Source organism: Variovorax beijingensis (assembly GCF_003951285.1).
GTDB classification, from domain to species: domain Bacteria; phylum Pseudomonadota; class Gammaproteobacteria; order Burkholderiales; family Burkholderiaceae_C; genus Variovorax; species Variovorax beijingensis.
The window spans coordinates 117,862-136,890 of the sequence record NZ_RXFQ01000015.1 but is presented as its reverse complement, the minus strand read 5'-3'; the positions used below and the strand labels follow the sequence as shown (position 1 = coordinate 136,890).

General features: G+C 68.3%; 16 protein-coding genes. 11 read left to right on the top strand and 5 right to left on the bottom strand.

What is annotated here, in order from left to right; all coding sequences use genetic code 11:
* Positions 1-11: 11 nt before the first annotated feature.
* From frc (EJO66_RS23550) to EJO66_RS23505, 10 genes are all read left to right on the top strand, one after another.
* The gene (frc, locus tag EJO66_RS23550; RefSeq protein ID WP_124960228.1) at positions 12-1,283 is read left to right on the top strand and encodes a formyl-CoA transferase; all 1,272 of its coding nucleotides are present in this window, start codon (positions 12-14) and stop codon (positions 1,281-1,283) included.
* 73 nt (positions 1,284-1,356) lie between these two features.
* Entirely contained in the window at positions 1,357-1,794 is a 438-nt protein-coding gene (locus EJO66_RS23545) for a PAS domain-containing protein (protein ID WP_025569426.1), read from the top strand.
* Positions 1,794-3,041, top strand: a complete 1,248-nt coding sequence (gene frc / locus EJO66_RS23540) for a formyl-CoA transferase (RefSeq protein ID WP_021009169.1) — start codon at positions 1,794-1,796, stop codon at positions 3,039-3,041. Before EJO66_RS23545 ends, frc (EJO66_RS23540) begins: the two co-directional genes overlap by 1 nt.
* Positions 3,042-3,342: 301 nt before the next feature.
* Entirely contained in the window at positions 3,343-3,672 is a 330-nt protein-coding gene (locus tag EJO66_RS23535; RefSeq protein ID WP_124960227.1) for an HAD family hydrolase, read from the top strand.
* A gap of 8 nt (positions 3,673-3,680) precedes the next feature.
* Entirely contained in the window at positions 3,681-4,850 is a 1,170-nt protein-coding gene (sucC, locus tag EJO66_RS23530) for an ADP-forming succinate--CoA ligase subunit beta (protein WP_124960226.1), read from the top strand.
* A 1-nt stretch (position 4,851) separates the two neighbouring features.
* Positions 4,852-5,751 (top strand): succinate--CoA ligase subunit alpha, encoded by a 900-nt coding sequence (gene sucD / locus EJO66_RS23525; protein ID WP_015867251.1) that lies wholly within the window; start codon positions 4,852-4,854, stop codon positions 5,749-5,751.
* Positions 5,752-5,791: 40 nt separating this feature from the next.
* Entirely contained in the window at positions 5,792-6,580 is a 789-nt protein-coding gene (locus EJO66_RS23520) for a fumarylacetoacetate hydrolase family protein (RefSeq protein ID WP_124960225.1), read from the top strand.
* A 42-nt stretch (positions 6,581-6,622) separates the two neighbouring features.
* Positions 6,623-7,636 (top strand): 2-dehydropantoate 2-reductase, encoded by a 1,014-nt coding sequence (locus EJO66_RS23515; RefSeq protein ID WP_124960224.1) that lies wholly within the window; start codon positions 6,623-6,625, stop codon positions 7,634-7,636.
* A gap of 78 nt (positions 7,637-7,714) precedes the next feature.
* Positions 7,715-9,130, top strand: coding sequence for a pyruvate kinase (pyk, locus tag EJO66_RS23510; protein ID WP_124960223.1), 1,416 nt, complete (start codon positions 7,715-7,717; stop codon positions 9,128-9,130).
* Positions 9,131-9,198: 68 nt separating this feature from the next.
* Positions 9,199-10,128, top strand: coding sequence for a LysR family transcriptional regulator (locus EJO66_RS23505; protein ID WP_124960222.1), 930 nt, complete (start codon positions 9,199-9,201; stop codon positions 10,126-10,128).
* A 6-nt stretch (positions 10,129-10,134) separates the two neighbouring features.
* On the opposite strand, the gene EJO66_RS23500 is transcribed toward EJO66_RS23505, so the two are convergent.
* Positions 10,135-10,371: a hypothetical protein gene (locus tag EJO66_RS23500; RefSeq protein ID WP_124960221.1), complete on the bottom strand. Its 237-nt coding sequence runs from the start codon at positions 10,369-10,371 to the stop codon at positions 10,135-10,137.
* Positions 10,372-10,485: 114 nt separating this feature from the next.
* Between EJO66_RS23500 and EJO66_RS23495 the strand changes: the two genes are divergently transcribed.
* Positions 10,486-11,340 (top strand): LysR family transcriptional regulator, encoded by an 855-nt coding sequence (locus EJO66_RS23495; protein ID WP_124960220.1) that lies wholly within the window; start codon positions 10,486-10,488, stop codon positions 11,338-11,340.
* Here EJO66_RS23495 and EJO66_RS23490 read toward each other — a convergent pair.
* The 4 genes from EJO66_RS23490 to EJO66_RS23475 all read right to left on the bottom strand — a co-directional run bounded on the left by EJO66_RS23490 (position 11,337) and on the right by EJO66_RS23475 (position 19,012).
* Positions 11,337-11,639 carry a hypothetical protein gene (locus EJO66_RS23490; protein ID WP_124960219.1) on the bottom strand — a complete coding sequence of 101 codons (303 nt, stop codon included), beginning with the start codon at positions 11,637-11,639 and terminating at the stop codon, positions 11,337-11,339. The genes EJO66_RS23495 and EJO66_RS23490 overlap by 4 nt on opposite strands.
* 76 nt (positions 11,640-11,715) lie before the next feature.
* Positions 11,716-15,807, bottom strand: a complete 4,092-nt coding sequence (locus tag EJO66_RS23485) for a translocation/assembly module TamB domain-containing protein (protein WP_125966310.1) — start codon at positions 15,805-15,807, stop codon at positions 11,716-11,718.
* A gap of 14 nt (positions 15,808-15,821) precedes the next feature.
* Positions 15,822-17,753: an autotransporter assembly complex protein TamA gene (locus EJO66_RS23480; RefSeq protein ID WP_124960217.1), complete on the bottom strand. Its 1,932-nt coding sequence runs from the start codon at positions 17,751-17,753 to the stop codon at positions 15,822-15,824.
* A gap of 71 nt (positions 17,754-17,824) precedes the next feature.
* On the bottom strand, positions 17,825-19,012 hold the full coding sequence (locus EJO66_RS23475) for a vWA domain-containing protein (protein ID WP_124960216.1): 1,188 nt from the start codon (positions 19,010-19,012) through the stop codon (positions 17,825-17,827).
* Between the last annotated feature and the right edge of the window lie 17 nt (positions 19,013-19,029).

Genomic DNA, 19,029 nt, shown 5'->3' with positions numbered 1-19,029 from the left:
GAGAACCTCAAATGAGCAACAAACCCCTCAACGGCATCAAGATCATCGACTTCACGCACGTGCAAGCCGGCCCGGCCTGTACCCAGATGCTGGCCTGGTTCGGCGCCGACGTGATCAAGGTCGAGCGCCCGGGCGCCGGCGACGTCACCCGCAGCCAGCTGCGCGACATCCCGAACGTCGACGCGCTGTACTTCACCATGCTCAACAGCAACAAGCGCTCGATCACGCTGGACACGAAGAAGCCCGAAGGCAAGGCCGTGCTGGAAAAGCTGATCCGCGAATCCGACGTGCTGGTGGAGAACTTCGGCCCCGGCGCGCTGGACCGCATGGGCTTCACCTGGGCGCGCATCCAGGAACTGAACCCCAAGATGATCGTCGCCTCGGTCAAGGGCTTCAGCGACGGCCACCACTACGAGGACCTGAAGGTCTACGAGAACGTGGCGCAGTGCGCCGGCGGCGCCGCCTCCACCACCGGCTGGTGGAAGGGCGAGAACTCGGTGCCGACGATCTCGGCCGCCGCGCTGGGCGACTCCAACACCGGCATGCACCTGGCCATCGGCATCCTGACGGCCATCATCGGCCGCCAGCAGACCGGCAAGGGCCAGAAAGTGGCCTGCTCGATGCAGGACGCCGTGCTCAACCTGTGCCGCGTGAAGATGCGCGACCAGCAGCGCCTGGACAGCGTGGGCTACCTGGAGGAATACCCGCAGTACCCGCACGAGATGGAGGCCTTCAAGGACAAGGTGGTGCCGCGCGGCGGCAACGCCGGCGGCGGCGGCCAGCCGGGCTGGATCCTGAAGTGCAAGGGCTGGCAGACCGACCCCAACGCCTACATCTACTTCACGGTGCAGGGCCACGCCTGGGACCCGATCTGCGACGCGCTTGGCAAGCCCGAGTGGAAGACCGACCCGGACTACATGACCCCCAAGGCCCGCCAGCCGCACATCGACCAGATCTTCGCCACCATCGAGGACTTCATCAAGGACAAGACCAAGTTCGAAGCGGTGGACATCTTCCGCAAGCACGACATTCCCTGCGCCCCGGTGCTGTCGATGAAGGAACTGCTGCACGACGAGTCGCTGCGCAAGAGCGGCTCCATCGTCGAAGTGCCGCACAAGGAGCGCGGCAGCTACTGGACCATCGGCAGCCCGATCAAGTTCTCGGACCTCAAGCCCGAGGTCACCGCCTCGCCGCTCCTGGGCGAGCACACCGACGAGGTGCTGGCGGAACTGGGCTACACCAAGGAACAGATCGACAATCTCAAGGAAGCAAAAGCCGTGTAGCGGCTCCCCCGGCGCCGCCCGTTCGAAGGCACGGGCGACGCCGGGAAATCGACTTGAAGCGCCAGAGGAAAAAATGCAAGCGAACGTTGATTTGAAGCAGCTCGTCGAAGGCGCCGGCGACGCGATCATGGTGTGCGATGCGCAAGGGGCGATCACGCTCTGGAACCGCGCGGCCGAGCGCATCTTCGGCTTCACCGAAGCCGAGGCGCTGGGCCAGTCGCTCGACATGATCATTCCCCAGCGGCAGCGCCAGCGGCACTGGGACGGCTACCAGAAGACCATGGAAACCGGCATCACCAAGTACGGTGCCGACCTGCTGCGCGTGCCGGCGCTGCACAAGGACGGGCACACGCTGTCGATCGCCTTCACGGTGTCGATGCTGTTCTCGCAGAGTCGTGAAGTCACGGGCATCGTCGCCATCGTGCGCGACGAAACCACCCGCTTCGCCGAAGAGCGTAAATTGCGCGCTCGTCTGCAAGAAGCAGAGGCCACGATCAAAGGAGACAGCTGATGAGCAAGGCACTTGAGGGCGTTCGCATCCTCGATTTCACCCATGTGCAATCCGGTCCCACCTGCACCCAGCTGCTGGCGTGGTTCGGCGCCGACGTGATCAAGGTGGAGCGCGCCGGAGAAGGCGACGCCACGCGCGGCCAGCTGCGCGACATTCCCGGCGTGGACAGCCTCTACTTCACGATGCTCAACCACAACAAGCGCTCGATCACGCTCGACACCAAGAAGCCCCGGGGCAAGAAGGTGCTCGATTCGCTGATCAAGACCTGCGACGTGCTGGTGGAGAACTTCGCGCCCGGCGCGCTCGACCGCATGGGCATCACCTGGGCCCATATCCAGGAGCTCAACCCGCGCATGATCGTGGCGTCTGTCAAGGGCTTCGGCCCCGGCAAGTACGAGCACTGCAAGGTGTACGAGAACGTGGCCCAGTGCGCCGGCGGCGCGGCCTCGACCACCGGCTTCGAGGACGGCCCACCAGTCGTCACGGGTGCGCAGATCGGCGACAGCGGCACCGGCCTGCACCTGGCGCTGGGCATCGTGGCGGCGCTCTACCAGCGCAACAGCACGGGCCGCGGCCAGCAGGTGCTCGCGCCCATGCAGGACGCGGTGCTCAACCTGTGCCGCGTGAAGATGCGCGACCAGCAGCGGCTGGAGCGCACCGGCACCATGCACGAATACCCGCAGTACCCCGACGGCAAGTTCGGCGACGCGGTGCCGCGCGCGGGCAATGCCTCGGGCGGCGGCCAGCCGGGCTCGATCCTCAAGTGCAAGGGCTGGGAGACCGACCCCAACGCCTACATCTACTTCATCACGCAAGGGGCGGTGTGGCCCGCGGTGTGCAAGGTCATCGGCGAGGAAGGCTGGATCGACGACGAGGCCTACGCCACGCCGGCCGCGCGCCTGCTGCACCTGAAGCCGATCTTCGCGCGCATCGAGCAATGGACCATGACCAAGACCAAGTTCGAGGCCATGGACATCCTCAACCAGTACGACATTCCGTGCGGGCCGATTCTTTCGATGAAGGAAATCGCCGCCGATCCGTCGCTGCGCGAGACCGGCACCATCGTCGAGGTCGACCACCCGACGCGCGGCAAGTACCTGACGGTGGGCAACCCCATCAAGATGTCCGACAGCCCGACCGAGGTCACGCGCTCGCCGCTGCTTGGCGAGCACACCGACGAGGTGCTGATGCAGCTGGGCTATACGGCCAGCGACGTGGCCGCGCTGCGCGCCGAGGGCGTCATATGACCACCCCCGAAGCGGCTCACTTCGTGTAGCCGCCTCCCCCTCGAGGGGGCAACACCGGTGGCCCGGCGGAGCCGGTTCCACGGTGTTCCTGGTATGGGGCGGGGGGCGCTTGGGCGGTGCGGTAATTGAACAGGAGCGCAATGCCTGCGAAAGGGGAATTGCGGCCAATTATGTATAACTTATCGTGAATGCATTCAATAAAATAGTTTAACTATTATTTATCGATCATCGAATCTACATTTTGATCATGCCGATCCGCAAAACATTTGACGCCCGGCATTCAATTTCTAGGAGAAATTTCATGATCGATGATTTGCCAATTCAATACTGGAGCAGCGAAACCGAGCGCAATGCCTACAACGCGGCGTTCTACGAATTGGGTTTCCGCTGGCATTGGGATCGCGAAGTCTATTGCCAGCTGCTGCGCGAGAGCCAGGATGGCATCGAGCGGATCTGCCATTACCTGCGTACCCACCAGCCGCATCTTCTGCGTGCCTATGACGCCAAATTCCTGGCCGAGGTGATCGAGCAGAAAAAGGAAGAGCATCAAAAGCGCGAGCTCGATGCCGGTGCCATGAAAAGGCGCTATTTCAACTGGGCCGAAACCCGCGGCGCCGAACTCGGCGCCTGAAAGCTGCCATGAATATCCACGAATACCAGGGCAAGGACGTATTGCGCAAATACGGCGTCCCCACGCCGCGTGGATATGCCTGCTTTTCGCCCGACGAGGCGGCCGACGCCGCGGCGCGGCTCGGCGGCCGGGCCTGGGTGGTCAAGGCGCAGATCCATGCGGGCGGCCGCGGCAAGGGCGGCGGCGTGCGGCTGGCCTGGTCGGCCGCCGAAGTGCGGCGCCATGCCGACGAACTGCTCGGCATGACCCTGCGAACGCACCAGACGGGCCCGCAAGGCCGGCTGGTGAAGCGGCTGCTGGTGGAGGAGAGCGTCGAGATCGAGAAGGAGTTCTACCTTGGCATGGCGGTCGACCGCGAATCGCGCCGCGTGGCCCTGATGGCCTCGAGCGAAGGCGGCATGGACATCGAGGACGTCGCGGCGCGCACGCCGGAAAAAATCCGCAAGCTCTTCGTCGATCCGTCCGCCGGCGTGAAGGCGGCCGAGGCCGACGGCCTGGCGCGCGACATCGGCTTTTCGGGAAAGCTGCTGCCGCAGGTGCGCACGCTGGTGCAGAACCTCTACCAGGCCTTCGACGCCTGCGATGCATCGCTGGCCGAGATCAACCCGCTGGCGCTCACGCGCGACGGCCGCGTGCTGGCGCTGGATGCCAAGTTCAACTTCGATCCGAACGCGCTGTTCCGCCAGCCCGAGATTGCCGCGATGCGCGATCTCGACGAGGAAGACCCGGCCGAGGTCGAGGCCTCGAAGTTCGATCTTTCCTACATTGCGCTCGAAGGCGACATCGGCTGCCTGGTGAACGGCGCGGGCCTGGCCATGGCCACGATGGATGCGATCAAGCTCTACGGCGGATCGCCCGCCAATTTCCTGGACGTGGGCGGCGGTGCCACGGCGGAGAAGGTGACCGAAGCCTTCAAGCTGATGCTGCGCAACCCGAACCTGCGCGCGATCCTGGTCAACATCTTCGGCGGCATCATGAAGTGCGACGTGATCGCGCGCGGGGTGGTGGCCGCGGCGCGCGAGGTCCAGCTGGCGGTGCCGCTGGTGGTGCGCATGAAGGGCACCAACGAGAGCCTGGGCAAGACCATCCTCGGGCAGTCGGGCCTTCGGATCATCAGTGCGGACGACATGGCGGAGGCGGCCGGGCTGGTGGTGGCTGCTGCGGGGCGGGGGGCCTGAAATGTCGATCCTCATCAACAAGCACACCCGCGTCATCACCCAGGGCATCACAGGAAAGACCGGCCAGTTCCATACCGCCATGTGCCGCGACTACGCCAACGGCCAGAAGTGCTTCGTCGCCGGCGTGAACCCCAACAAGGCGGGCAAGTCCTTCGACGGCATTCCGGTGTTCGGCACCGTGAAGGAAGCCAAGGCCGAGACCGGCGCCACCGTGTCCGTGATCTACGTGCCGCCGCCGTTTGCCGCCGCGGCCATCGACGAGGCGGTGGATGCGGGGCTCGACCTCGTCGTGTGCATCACCGAAGGCATTCCGGTGCGCGACATGATCCGCACCCGCCACCGCATGGAGGGCAGCAAGACCCTGCTGCTCGGCCCCAATTGCCCAGGCCTCATCACGCCCGAGGAAATCAAGATCGGGATCATGCCCGGCCACATCCACCAGAAGGGCCGCATCGGCGTGGTGTCGCGCTCGGGCACGCTGACCTACGAGGCCGCGAGCCAGCTCGCGAGCTTCGGCATCGGGCAGTCGACGGTGGTGGGCATCGGCGGCGATCCGGTGGGCGGGCTGCGGCACATCGACGTGCTGAAGATGTTCAACGACGACCCGCGCACCGACGCCGTGATCATGGTCGGCGAGATCGGCGGCAGCGACGAGGAAACATGCGCGCGCTGGATCAGCGAGCACATGCGAAAGCCCGTGGTCGGCTTCATCGCCGGTGCCAGCGCGCCGCCGGGCAAGCGCATGGGCCATGCGGGCGCCATCGTCTCGGGCGGCAAGGGAACGGCGCGGGAAAAACTGGCGGTGATGAAGGAGTGCGGCATCCACGTGACCGACAACCCGGCCGAGATGGGAAAGCTGCTCGCGTCGCTGGTGATCCCCGACTACCTGCCCTTCGACTGAACGCAGAACCACTCCGACAGAAACTAAAGGAAGGCGCGACATGCAGCAGCAACAGCAGCAACAACAACAACGGTGGGTCCGTTTCGAACACGGCGGCGAAACTGGCTTCGGCACGCTCGAGGGCGATGCCGTGCACGAGCACCGCGGCAACATGTTCGACCGCCCGGAGCCGACCGGCCGCGTGTTCCTGCTCTCGGGCGTGCGGCTGCTCACGCCCACCGAGCCGACCAAGGTCATCGCGCTGTGGAACAACTTCCACGCGCTCGGCGAGAAGCTCAAGCTGGCGGTGCCGGCCGAGCCGCTGTACCTGCTGAAGGCGCCCAACTCCTACCTTGCGCCCGGCGCGCCCATCCGCAAGCCGCTGTGCGAGGGCAAGGTGGTGTTCGAGGGCGAGCTCGGCATCGTCATCGGCAAGGCGTGCACCGCCGTGTCCGAGGCGGATGCGCTCGGCCATGTGTTCGGCTACACCTGCGCCAACGACGTGACGGTGGCCGACATCCTGAACCGCGACGCCTCGTTCGCCCAATGGGTGCGGGCCAAGGGCTTCGACACCTTCTGCCCGATGGGCCCGGCGGTGGCCACCGGCCTCGATCCCGCCACGCTCACTGTCACCACGCTGCTCGACGGCGAGGTGCGGCAGAACTATCCGATCAGCGACATGCGCTTTTCGGTCCGGCAACTCGTGAGCCTGATCTCCCAGGACATGACCCTGCAACCCGGCGACGTGATCCTGTGCGGCACCTCCGTCGGCGTCGGCTCGATGAAGCCCGGCAGCCTGGTCGAAGTGGAGATCGGCGGCATCGGCAGGCTCGGCAACCGCTTCGGCTGAGACCGACCCGCGCCGGAAGAATCAACAACCTTGGGGATCGACATGAAGATTGCAGTCATTGGAGCGGGCGCCATCGGCGGCCTGGTGGGCGCGAAGCTCGCCCTGGCCGGCGAGGACGTGACGTTCATCGTGCGCGGGAAGAATCTCGACGCCATCGCCACCAACGGCTTCACGCTCATCGGGGCGGATGGCACGCAGCAGGTGGCGCGCAACGTCAAGGCCACCGACCGCTACGACCAGGCGGGGCCGCAGGACATCGTCGTCCTCGCGATGAAGGCGCACCAGGTCGAGGCCGTGGCCAACGACGTGCCCAGGCTCTTCGGGCCCGAGACGGTGGTGGTGACGATGCAGAACGGCATCCCGTTCTGGTACTTCCACCAGCACGGCGGCGCGCTGGCGGGCACGCCGGTGCGCAGCGTCGACCCGACCGGCCTGGTGGCCGCGAAGATCCCGGCCGAGCGCGTCATCGGCTGCGTGGTGTATCCCGCCTCCGAGCTCACCGCACCCGGCGTGGTGAAGCACATCGAGGGCGACCGCTTCCCGGTCGGCGAGCTCGACGGCTCCTCGAGCGCGCGCGTGAACCGCGTCTCGGCCTGCCTGGGCGCGGCCGGCTTCAAGGCGCCGGTGCTCGACAACATCCGCGCCGAGATCTGGCTCAAGCTCTGGGGCAACCTGACCTTCAACCCGATCAGCAGCCTGTCGCACTCCACGCTGGTCGACATCTGCCAGTACCCGCCGTCGCGCGAGCTGGCCGCCGCGATGATGCGCGAGGCGCAGGCGGTGGCGCACAAGCTGGGCATCGAATTTCGCGTGACGCTCGACAAGCGCATTGCGGGCGCCGAAAAGGTCGGCAAGCACAAGACCTCGATGCTGCAGGACGTGGAAGCCGGCCGCGCGCCCGAGATCGATGCGCTGGTGGGCGCCGTGGTCGAGCTGGCCCGGCTCACCGACACGCCGACGCCGCACATCGACACCGTGTATTCCCTGGTCAAGCTGCTGGCGCGTACGATGGAAGAACAGCGCGGCCGGGTCTGCCTTCACGAGATGGCGGGCTAGCTCCACTCAGGCTGCGCAATTCGGCGCCGAGGGGGCGCCGGTCGTGCGCTGTGACCGATCGATGAAATGGAACGGATGATGCGACGTACACGCAGCGCGAAGATCGTGGCCACGCTGGGCCCTGCCACCACCGACGAGCCGGCCATCCGAGCCCTGTTCGAGCGCGGCGTGGACGTGTTCCGGCTCAACTTCAGCCATGGCACGCAGCATGACCATGCGCGCCGCCTCGACACCATCCGGCGGCTCGAGAAAGAGTTTGGCCGGCCGATCGGCGTGCTGCTCGACCTGCAGGGGCCGAAGCTGCGGCTGGGCACCTTCGAAGGCGGCCGCGCGCAGCTCGACGCGGGTTCGCGCTTCCGGCTCGACATGGACCCAACCAGCGGCAACGCGCGCCGCGCGCCGCTGCTGCATCCGGAAATCTTCGCGGCGCTGCAGGTGGGCACCGACCTGCTGCTCGACGACGGCAAGCTGCGGCTGCGCGTGGACAGCTTCGGTCCCGACTTCGCCGAGACCACGGTGCTGGTCGGCGGCCCGATCTCCGACCGCAAGGGCGTCAACGTGCCGAGCGTGGTGCTGCCGATCTCGCCGCTGACGCCCAAGGACCTGGACGACCTGGCCTGCGGGCTTGCCATGGGCGTGGACTGGGTGGCGCTGTCCTTCGTGCAGCGCCCCGAAGACATCGAGGAGGCGCGCGCCATCATCGGCAAGCGCGCGTGGATCATGGCCAAACTCGAGAAGCCCGCGGCCATCGACCACCTGGACGCGATCGTCGACCTGTGCGACGGCGTCATGGTGGCGCGCGGCGACCTCGGCGTGGAGCTGCCGCCCGAGCGCGTGCCCGAGCTGCAGCGCCTGATCGTGCGCGCCTGCCGCAAGCGCGGCAAGCCGGTGGTGGTGGCCACGCAGATGCTCGAATCGATGATTGCCGCGCCGGTGCCCACGCGCGCCGAGGTGTCAGACGTTGCCACCGCCGTGTACGACGGCGTGGACGCGGTGATGCTGTCGGCCGAATCCGCCTCCGGAAAATATCCGCTGGAGGCCGTGGCCATGATGGACCGCATCATCTCGCGCGTGGAGGCCGATGCGTCCTACCGCATCGGCATCGACGCCACGCACGAGGCCTCGCTGTCGACCACGGCCGATGCGGTGTGCGCGTCGATGCGCCAGGTGGCCGCGCTGCTTGCGCCCGCCGCCACCGTCACCTACACCTCGTCGGGCTTCACCAGCCTGCGCGCCGCGCGCGAGCGGCCGGCCGTGCCCATCATCAGCCTCACGCCCGACGTGGCCACGGCGCGCCGCATGGCGATGGTGTGGGGCGTGCATGCGGTGCTGGTCGATGACGTGCACGACGTGGCCGAGATGATCGAGTGCGCCTGCCGCAACGCCTGCACCGAGGGCTTCGCGAGCACCGGCCGCGACGTGGTGGTTGTCGCGGGCCTGCCGTTCGGGCTTTCGGGAACGACGAATCTGCTGCACGTGGCGCGCATACCCTAGCCTCCTGCCGGGCGCGGCCTGGCGCGCAGTACGATGCCCGCTCGATTGCAGCAGCCCCCTTTTTCCGAATGAAGCACGCGACCCTGCGCCAGTTGAAAGTCTTCGAAGCGGTGGCGCGGCTGCTGAGCTTCTCGCGCGCGGCGGAGGAGCTTCACCTGACGCAGCCGGCCGTTTCCACGCAGGTGCGCAAGCTCGAGGAGCACGCGGGCAATGCGCTGTTCGAGCAGTTCGGCAAGAAGATCTACCTGACGCCGGCCGGCACCGAGCTGCTGCAGATCAGCCGCGCGATCATCCAGCAGTTCGAGGCGGCCGAGAACGCGATGCTGCAGTTCAACGGCGTCTCGGGCGGCAAGCTCAACGTGGGCGTGATCAGCGCGGGCGACTACTTCTTTCCGCGCCTCCTGGTGGAGTTTGCGAGCCGGCACCGCGGCGTCACGCTGAACTTCACGGTGCACAACCGCGAAGGGCTCATGACCCACATCGCGGAGAACCTCACCGATCTGGCGATCATGGTGCGCCCGCCGACCGACCTGGACACCGTCAACCAGCCGTTCGCGCCGCATCCCTACGTGATCGTCGCCGCACCCAACCATCCGCTGGTGGGTGTGCCGCGCATCCCGCTGGCGCGGCTCATGCGCGAGCCCTTCGTGGTGCGCGAGAAGGCCTCGGACACCTGGCATTCGATGGAGGAGGGCTTCGGCGGCGACCTCCGCGGCATCAACATCGCGATGGAGATCCGCAGCACCGAGACCATCAAGCAGGCGGTGATCGCGGGCATGGGCGTGAGCTTCGTGTCGGCTCACACCATCAGCCAGGAGCTGCGCGCCGGCAGCCTGCGCGTGCTCGACGTGCAGGGCTTTCCGCTGATGCTCAACTGGTACGTGGTGCACCGGCGCAGCAAGCGGCTGCCGCCGGTGGCGCAGGCCTTCAAGGACTTCCTGCTGGCCGATGGACCCGCGCTCATTTCGCAGATCGTGCCGTTCGAAGCTGCGCCGTGAACCTCGTCAGCGCAGGCCGATGCGCGAGGCGCGCGAGCGCAGCAGCTCGGCGCGCGCCGGATCGGTGGGCTCGATGTCGTCCGCCGCCACCTGCAGCGCACGCATCTGCTCCACCTCGCCGATGATCCTGTTCGGGCTCAGCAGGGCTTCGATGAGCACCAGGGTTTCGTCGAGAAGCGCCTTGAAGGCATCGGCAAGGCTTTCGGCGGCGCCGGCATGGAATGGTTCGCGAAGGGTGGGCATCGATCAACTCCTGGTTGCTTGGGATGCCTTCATCTTGGGCCCGCGTTCGCATCAAGTAAAACGATATTAATTGCCAGTTGAGTGCAAAATTAATGCACTCAAAAAGGATGCGGCATGGACATCAACCTGGCCCGGACGTTCCTGGAAATCGTGGACACGCGCAGCTTCCAGCGCGCCGCCGAGCGGCTGCATGTCACGCAGACTTCGGTGAGCGCGCGCGTGCGAACGCTCGAGGAGCTGCTGGGCCGGCCGCTCTTCGTCCGCAACAAGGCGGGTGCGGTGCTCACCGCGGCCGGCGAGCAGTTCCTGCCGCACGCCACCATGCTGGTGCAGGTGTGGGAGCGCGCGCGCCACCAGGTCGCGGTGCCCATCGGCAGCCGCGCCGTGCTCGCCATCGGATGCGAGATCAGCCTGTGGGATCCGCTGCTGCTGCAATGGCTGCTGTGGATGCGCACGGCCGCGCCGCAGCTGGCCATCCGCACCGAGGTGGGCTTTCCGCACGACCTGCTCGACAAGGTGGCCGCGGGCGTGCTCGACATCGCCATTGCCTACGCGCCGCAGCAGCGGCCCGGCCTGCGCGTGGAACTGCTCATCGAGGAGAAGCTCGTCATGGTCACGACCGCGCAGCACCCGCGCGTGCCGCGGCCCGCGGACTACGTGTATGTGGACTGGGGCCCGGAGTTCGCGGCGCAGCACGGCCTTGCCTTTCCCGAGCTCTCCAACGCCGCGGTGAGCGCCGGGCTCGGGCCGCTCGGACGCGAGTTCCTGCTGGCCGCGGGTGGCACCGGCTACTTCCGGCACGACGTGGTGCGCAGCCACCTCGAATCGGGCCGGCTGCGCCGCGTGCCCGGCACGCCGGAGTTTCTTTATCCGGCGTATGCGGTGTACGCGGTGGGAGCGGACGCGGCCATCGTCGATCCCGCGCTTGCGGGCCTGCGCCAGGTGGTCAAGGCGAAGCCGGAGGCTTAGGCGGCCAGCATGTGCCTTGCACGCTCCACGCGCTCTTCATGCGACTGCAGCAGCGACTCGTAGTAGAGGCACAGCGGCATGGCAACGAACACCATGCCCGCGACGTAGACGATCAGGCCCATCAGCGGAAAGTCGTCGCCTCCCCAGTAGGGAATGGACGCCACCGCGGCGCCTGCTGCAATGACTGCAATCACGCACTGCAGCGCGTGGCGCAAGAACGTGGTTCGCGAGTAGCCCGGCGGGTCGTACTTCTGACGGTCCAGCGTGGAACACTCGCCCTTGTCTCCTTCACCGTGCATCGTCGTTCCTTGTTAGAAGGGCGTTAACGATTTTTAACCCTGCGAATTACCGCGGTCAAGGCGGCAGACCCGCAGCTCAGTCGTACTTGAGCGTGTAGATCAGGTCGAGCCCGCTGGTCTGGCCGGCCTGTCCGCGCAGCGTGAGGCGCTGCGTCAGGTCGTAGAAGATGAAGATGGTGCCGAAGGTGCCGCCCAGGCTGCGTTCGTAGGTGAGGTAGAAATCCTTCGACAGCCGCTTGCCGAGCGTGACCGCCGACTCGCGCAGGTCGCCGCCGTTGCCGGGGCCCTTGAAGCCGAGTTCGTCCAGGCCGAAGCGGCTGGCCAGGCTGCCGCCGCTCGTGCCCTTGCTGACATGGCCGATCAGTGCGAGCGCCGCCTGCTGCAGCAGCGCCGATTCGCCGCCGCTGGTGGCCGAGGCGCGGCCGAGCACCACCCACGAGAGCGTCTCCGCATCGGACAGCGCGGGCTCCGAATAGAGCTTGACGCGCGGCGACTGCGCGGTGCCCGTGATCTGCACGCCGGCGCGCTGCGAGATGTTGGGCCGGATGGCCAGGATGTCGAGCGCGGGATTGTCGAAGGGCCCGTTGAAGCGGGCCACGCCGGTTTCCACGTCGAGCTGCTGGCCGTAGGCGCGGTACTGGCCCCGCACGGTCTTCACCTCGCCGGTGATGCGCGGCGGCGCATCGAGGCGGGTGCTGCGGATCTCCAGGTCGCCCTCGAGCCGCGTGGTGATGCCGCGCCCCTGCACCGCGAAGTCGTCGCCCAGGTCGAAGTTCACCACGATGTCGGGCGGCTTCGCGGTCTGCGGCTTGGCAGCCTGCGCCTCGTTGCGCGCGGCATCGCGCCGGGCCTGCTCGGCCATCTCGCGGTCCTTGGCGGCGGAGCGCACCACCACGTCGGTGCCCAGGCTCGGCGCGGTCTCGTCGGGCAGGATGATCACCGCGCGGTCGGTCCTGAGCTTGCCACGCACGCTGAACTGGCCGCCGTCGAGACGCGCCTGCAGATTGCCCGAGAGCGTGAGCTGCCGGTCGGTGCGCACCAGCACGCGCAGCGCGCGCAGGTCGGCCTGCAGCGCCATGCGGATGCCCGTGCCCGAGGCGCCCGCCGCGCCCCAGGCCATGTCGCCGCGCGCCGAGAGCGAGCCGCCGTCGCTCGCGGCCTGGCTGGCCGCGGTGCTGCGGTTGCCGCTCTGGCCCCCGATGCGCACCGTGCTGCCGGCGCCGCCCTTGAGCGTGAATTCGGTGATCTCGATGCGCTCCCCGGTGAGCGTGGCACGCAGCCGGCCGTCGCGCAGGTCGAGCCCTTCGACCGGCGCGCGCAGCGCGAGCTTGTCGGCGCCCAGCGTGCCGTTCCAGCGCGGCGCCGCGCGGTTGCCCGAGAGCGCGGCATCGGCGTCCAGCGTGCCCGCCACGCGCCAGCCGGGCGGCGCGAGCATCGACCACACGCCCAGGTTGGGCAGCGTGGCCTTGATGTTGCCGGCCAGCGGCGCATCGGGCGCCCATTGCCAGCCGCCCGCGCGCTGCTGCATGCGCGTGTCGAGCCCGGCGTCGATCTTGCCCGCGCGTTCGCTGTCCCAGGCCAGCGTGGCGCGCACGGCCTCGCCTTGCGCATCGAGGCGCAGTTCGGCCTGGCGCAGGCCCGCCGGCGTGCTGGGCGTGGTGCCCTGCGCAGTGGCGGAATTCATCGTGCGCTCGCTGGCCGTGCCGGTGCCGCGGCTCGTGATGCGCGTGACCAGCGCGGCCTCGCCCGCCTGCACGCGGATGTCGCCGCTCTGGCGCGCGATCCGCGCATGGGCGCGCAAGGTGTCACCGGCGTCGATGTCCCAGTCGCCGTCGAACATGAGGTCGCCGCTCACGCCGAGCTCGTTGAAGGTGGCGCTGGCGCCGAAGGCCTCGGCCCAGGCCATCGGAAGGCCCTGCAGCTTGCCCTTGGATTGCAGGCGGAAGGCCTGGTTGGGCGCCGCGCCGCTTTGGGTGAAGCGCAGCGGCTGCCATTCGATGCGCACGGTGCCGGGCGCCGGCCCACGCAAGGTGGCGGCGGCGGCCGAGGCTTCGAGGTCGAGGCGGTGGCTGCTGCCGCTTCCGCTGGTCTTGATGGTGGCGCTGACTTCGCGGCCGAGTTCCAGCGTCCAGGGCGCGCTGGCGGTGGCGGGCTGCGCGCTGTCCTGGGCCTGCAGGCGCAGGCTGGCGAGCGCCGCGCGCCATTGGTTGGGGCCCGCAAGGCCGCCGCTCGCGCGCGCGTCGAGCGCGAGCTTCTGTGTGCCGGTGCTGGCTTCGCCCTGCAGCGCGAGCGTGGCCTGCGCCAGGCTGCCGGCAAGGTCCGCGCGCAGGTCTTTCAGCTGGACCGTGGTGGCCGCTGCATTGCCGTTGCCGTTGCCATTGGCAGCCGGCATGCGCAGTTCCAGGCGCGGCACGCCGAGCGCGGCCTTGAGGCTGGGCTCTGCAATGCCGCGCTGGGCCGGCGCATTGGGGTTCTCGAGCCGGCGCTGGATGGTCTGCCAGCCGCCCTGCCAGCTGGCGTCGAGCCGCGCGGAGCCCTTGGCGGTCTTGCCCGCGAACAGCTTCGACAGTTCGGGCAGGCCTTCGATCCAGCGCTGCACGGCTTCGGCGTCGTCGATGCGCGCCTTGATCTCGCCGGCCCCTTGTGCCGGTGCGATGCGGCCTTCGAGCTGCGCGCCGCCGCCCGGCAGCGCGAGGTCGAGCTTGCCGCTCGCGGCCTGCTCGGCCACGCGCACCTGCAGCCGGCCCCCGATGCTGGCGCGCTCGGCTTCGACGCGCAGCGTTTGCAGGTCCAGCACCTGGTTCTTCCACTGGCCCTGGGCGAGCACGCGGTCGAGGCCGAAGCCCGGCATGGCCGCGCTGCCGGCGCCGCCTTGGGCACGCAGCGCGAGGTCGAAACCGATGGTGTCCTCGCGCTGCTGCGCCGTGGCCGTGCCGTTGATCGGCGCGCCCGACAGCTCGCTGTGCAGCAGGCCGGGCCGCACGCCGCGCACGGAGGCGCGCGCCTGCCAGGGTGCGGGCGCGGGGCTCCAGCGGCCTTCGGCGTCGATGCGGCCGCCGCCCGCGCGCAGCGTGGCTTCGGGGATCGTCCAGTTGGTGCCGTCGAACCCCACGCGCGCCTCGACCTGTTCGAGCGGCAGCGCGCCCTTGTCCCAGGGGCCGGGCAGCGCATTGCGGATGCTGGCCGAGGCCTGCCAGGCGGCGGGGCCGGTGGCCGCGTCGGGTTGCAGCTCGACCGTGCCGGTCAGGCGGGTGCGCGGTGCGCCGGGCCAGAGGCTGGCCGCATCGACGTTGCGCAGGTCGGCCTTGGCATCGATGACCGGCTGCGGCAGCCAGGGCGCGATGTTCGCTTGCAGCTTCGCTTCCATGGGAGCTTCGGCATCGGGCTCGACCGGCTTCAGTTCGGCGGCCACCTGCAGCCGCGCGTCGGTGCCGGCAAGCGTGCCCTGGATGGCGGCTTGGGCCAGCACCTCGATGCTGCGGTCTTCGGCCAGCGGCGCCTTCACGCGGCCGTCCAGCGTGGCGTCGAGCGCCATCGGCGCAGGCCCTTGCAGCTTCACGCGCGCGCTGTAGTGACCGTCGGCAATGTCGACGCCCTTGACCTCCAGTCGATGCTCCGCGCCGGTGTAGCGGTAGCTGCCCGCGAGCTGGTTGGCCTGGAGCGCGGGCGGCCCGGCCCAGCGCAGCTCGTCGATGCGGAACGGCAGCTCGACCTCGATCGGCAGCGCGAGCTGTTCGAGCGGCTCGGTGGGCGTGTCGCTCGGCGGGCCGCGGCGCTCGATCAGCAGGCGTGCCGCATGCACCTCGCCGACCTGCAGCTTGCGCTGGAACAGCGGCGCGAGCTGCCAGCCGATGTTCGCCTCGTGCACCTCGACAGCCAGCTCTTCGCTTTGCCAGCGCAGCCAGCCGATGTGCCCGCCGGTGCGCAGCGAGCCCGTGACCTCGCGGCTTTCGAGCGTCTGGCCGGCGGGCAGGTAGCGCGCGGCCTTGGCGAGCGCGAAGGCCAGCGACTGGTTGGAACCGATCCACCACCACGCGCCCGCGCCGATCACGAGCACCAGTGCAAGCAGGCCCGCGGCCGTCCAGCCCAGCGCACGCAGCGCGCGCCGCGTGCGCGAACGCTTTGCGCGTGCGGGCGGCGTGGACTGGGGTTCGGCGTCGGTCTGCATCGATGGGTGCGCGCTCAGAAAGTGAAGCCCAGGCGAAAGTGCAGGCGGAACTTGCGCGTGTCCACGCCGTAGGCAAGGTCGGCCTGCACCGGCCCGACCGGGCTGCGCCAGCGCGCGCCCACGCCCACGCCGACCTTCGGCTTGAGCTCGCCGGGCTTGTCGGCCACGGCGCCGGCGTCGACGAACACCACGCTCTCCCATTCGGTGAGCTTGTCGTTGTAGACGAAGGGCCGCTGCCATTCGGCGCTCACGACACCGAGGTAGCGGCCCGCCACGATCTGGCCGTCGTCACGCACGGTGCCGATCTGGCGGTAGCTGTAGCCGCGCACGGTGGTGTCGCCGCCGGTCAGGAACATCAGCGTGGAGGGGATCTGCGCGCTGTCCTTGGCGGATACCGCGCCGGCTTCGGCGCGCAGCTGGAGCCGGCTGCGGCGCGCCAGCGTGGCGGCGTCGCGGTCTTCGGCGAAGCCCAGCGGCAGCACGCCGAGCCAGCGCGCATAGGTGCGCGTGAAGGGCAGGCGCTCGCCGGTCAGCGTGTAGCCGGCGCCCAGTTCGAGCGCCAGGCCGAAGCCGCGCGTGGGCGCGGCGTTGTCGTCGAAATAGCGGCCGGTCCAGCCCCAGTTGGCGGTCACGGCCGAGGCCGAGGGCGGTGCATTGGTGCCGCGGTTCTGCGCGTAATCGTACTGCAGGAAGTAGCTGCGGTCGATGTGGCCGCTGGACTTGCTGCGCCCGCTGCGCAGGCGGCCGCTGTCGACCACGTAGCTGCCCGACGTTTCGCTCTTGAGCCCGGCGCCTGCGAACCAGCGCCATCCGCGGTCGTCGGGAATGGCGTTCCACTCGGTGCCCAGCGACTTGATGTCGCGGTCGACCGACAGCCGCGACACGGCGCGCCAGCCGAGCAGCGGCAGCCGGTTGTGGATGTGGTCCACCGACAGCCGCGGCCCGTTGTCGGTGGTGAAGCCGGCGCCCAGCACCACCTTCTGCATCGGGGCTTCGCGCAGCTGCGCAATCACCGGGGCTGCGAGCGGCGTGCCGCTTTCGGTGTCGAGCGTGAGGAACACCGAGTCGTAGTAGCCGCTGCTGGCCAGGCGCTGCTGGGCGTCGAGCAGCTTCTGCTGGTCGTAGTCGGTGCCGGTGGGGAGCTGTGCGATGCGGCGCGCGCCGTCGGCGTCATAGCGCTCGGTGCCGCGCAGCACGAGCGGGCCGAAGCGGTAGGCCGGGCCCGACTGGTAGGTGACGCTGAGGCGGGCCTCGTGCCGGTCGGCATCGACCTCGGCGCGGCTCACTGCAACGCTGCCGGTGGGAAAGCGCCTGGCCGTGAGGCTGCGCAGGGCGATGGTCTTGGCGTTGTCCCAGCCCTGCTGCGTGAAAGGCTGGCCCGCGCGCAGCGCCCAGGCGGTGCGGATCGAATCGCGCTGGGCCTCGGCCGCGGGATCGTCGGCCATCGCGCCGCTGTAGCTGATCTGCACGTTGCTCACGCGGGTGAGTTCGCCCGGCTCCACCGTGATGACGATCTCGCGCGGCGCCCTGTTGCTGGCCGGCGTCTCGTTGAGTTCCAGCGTCAGCGTGGGCGTGAAATAGCCCAGCGTGCCGAGCAGCTCTCGGGCGTTGGTCTCCGCCGCCACCATGAGCCGCGAAATCTCGGTGGCGCCCAGGTCGTCGAGCGTGCGGTAGCGCTGGATGTCCAGGTGCAGCGCGAGATAGTCGCGCACGGTATCGGGCCCGCGGACGTCGACGGTGAAGGCGTCGCGCCGCGGCGCGCTTCGTTCGCCGTCCTTGCGGCCCGTGTCGGCGGCCGAGCCATCGCTGCGCACCAGCGCGGGGGTGGCCGTGTCCTGCGCGCTGTCCTTTTTCGGCAGCAGGCTGCATCCCTGCAAAAGCAGGACACCGCAAAAAAGCAAGGCCGGCAAGCACGCCGGCGCAATGACTGGAACCACCCTGAGCATGGGCGGATTTTGACAGCAAGGCGCATCGGTTCCGTAAGCATCCGGAAACAGTTCCGGGCTTCGCACCTGCCTTACTTAGAAAGCATTCGCATTGCTTCTTCGAGACCCCGCAGCGTGAGCGGGTACATGCGGTTGGACATGAGCTGCTGCATCACCGCGATGCTCTGGCGGTACTGCCACACGCCCTGCGGCTCGGGGTTGATCCAGGCGAACTTCGGGAAGGTGTGCGTGAGGCGCTGGATCCATTCGGCGCCGGCTTCCTCGTTGTTGTATTCGACGCTGCCGCCGGGCTGCAGGATCTCGTAGGGGCTCATGGTCGCGTCGCCGACGAAGATGAGCTTGTAGTCCTTGTTGTACTTGCGCAGGATGTCCCAGGTCGCGAACTTCTCGGAGAAGCGGCGCTTGTTGTTCTTCCACATGAAGTCGTAGACGCAGTTGTGGAAGTAGAAGAACTCCAGGTGCTTGAACTCGGTCTTGACGGCCGAGAACAGCTCCTCCACGCGCTGGATGTGCTCGTCCATGGTGCCGCCCACGTCCATCAGCAGCAGCACCTTGACGTTGTTGTGGCGCTCGGGCCGCATCTTGATGTCGAGGTAACCCGCATTGGCGGCGGTGGAGTGGATGGTGTCGTCCAGGTCCAGCTCTTCCTCGTGGCCTTCGCGCGCGAACTTGCGCAGCCGCCGCAGCGCCACCTTGATGTTGCGCGTGCCGAGCTCCTGGCTGTCGTCGTAGTCCTTGTAGGCGCGCTGGTCCCACACCTTCACGGCGCTCTTGTTCTTGCCCGCGCCGCCAATGCGCACGCCCTGCGGGTTGTAGCCGCCGTGGCCGAAGGGCGAGGTGCCGCCGGTGCCGATCCACTTGCTGCCGCCCTCGTGGCGCTCCTTCTGCTCCTCGAAGCGCTTCTTGAGCGTTTCCATGAGCTCGTCCCAGCCCATCTTCTCGATCTTGGCCTTTTCCTCGGCCGTGAACTCGCGCTCCAGCGTCTTGCGCAGCCAGTCGAGCGGCACTTCCTTGGTGAAGTCGGCCAGCATCTCCACGCCCTTGAAGTAGGCCGCAAAGGCGCGGTCGAACTTGTCGTAGTGCTTCTCGTCCTTGACCAGCGCGGTGCGCGAGAGGTAGTAGAAGTCGTCCAGGCCGAAGGCGCCGTCGGAGTTGGGCCCCACCACGTCGGCCTGCAGCGCCTCGAGCAGCGTGAGGTATTCCTTGACCGAGACCGGCAGCTTGGCCGAGCGCAGCGTGTAGAAGAAATCGATCAGCATGGTCGGGCTTTCCTTGG

Excerpts from the sequence above, each read along its gene's own strand:
- frc (WP_124960228.1), top strand. The coding sequence starts at position 12 with ATGAGCAACAAACCCCTCAACGGCATCAAGATCATCGACTTCACGCAC.
- EJO66_RS23545 (WP_025569426.1), top strand. The coding sequence starts at position 1,357 with ATGCAAGCGAACGTTGATTTGAAGCAGCTCGTCGAAGGCGCCGGCGAC.
- frc (WP_021009169.1), top strand. The coding sequence starts at position 1,794 with ATGAGCAAGGCACTTGAGGGCGTTCGCATCCTCGATTTCACCCATGTG.
- EJO66_RS23535 (WP_124960227.1), top strand. The coding sequence starts at position 3,343 with ATGATCGATGATTTGCCAATTCAATACTGGAGCAGCGAAACCGAGCGC.
- sucC (WP_124960226.1), top strand. The coding sequence starts at position 3,681 with ATGAATATCCACGAATACCAGGGCAAGGACGTATTGCGCAAATACGGC.
- sucD (WP_015867251.1), top strand. The coding sequence starts at position 4,852 with ATGTCGATCCTCATCAACAAGCACACCCGCGTCATCACCCAGGGCATC.
- EJO66_RS23520 (WP_124960225.1), top strand. The coding sequence starts at position 5,792 with ATGCAGCAGCAACAGCAGCAACAACAACAACGGTGGGTCCGTTTCGAA.
- EJO66_RS23515 (WP_124960224.1), top strand. The coding sequence starts at position 6,623 with ATGAAGATTGCAGTCATTGGAGCGGGCGCCATCGGCGGCCTGGTGGGC.
- pyk (WP_124960223.1), top strand. The coding sequence starts at position 7,715 with ATGCGACGTACACGCAGCGCGAAGATCGTGGCCACGCTGGGCCCTGCC.
- EJO66_RS23505 (WP_124960222.1), top strand. The coding sequence starts at position 9,199 with ATGAAGCACGCGACCCTGCGCCAGTTGAAAGTCTTCGAAGCGGTGGCG.
- EJO66_RS23500 (WP_124960221.1), bottom strand. The coding sequence starts at position 10,371 with ATGCCCACCCTTCGCGAACCATTCCATGCCGGCGCCGCCGAAAGCCTT.
- EJO66_RS23495 (WP_124960220.1), top strand. The coding sequence starts at position 10,486 with ATGGACATCAACCTGGCCCGGACGTTCCTGGAAATCGTGGACACGCGC.
- EJO66_RS23490 (WP_124960219.1), bottom strand. The coding sequence starts at position 11,639 with ATGCACGGTGAAGGAGACAAGGGCGAGTGTTCCACGCTGGACCGTCAG.
- EJO66_RS23485 (WP_125966310.1), bottom strand. The coding sequence starts at position 15,807 with ATGCAGACCGACGCCGAACCCCAGTCCACGCCGCCCGCACGCGCAAAG.
- EJO66_RS23480 (WP_124960217.1), bottom strand. The coding sequence starts at position 17,753 with ATGCTCAGGGTGGTTCCAGTCATTGCGCCGGCGTGCTTGCCGGCCTTG.
- EJO66_RS23475 (WP_124960216.1), bottom strand. The coding sequence starts at position 19,012 with ATGCTGATCGATTTCTTCTACACGCTGCGCTCGGCCAAGCTGCCGGTC.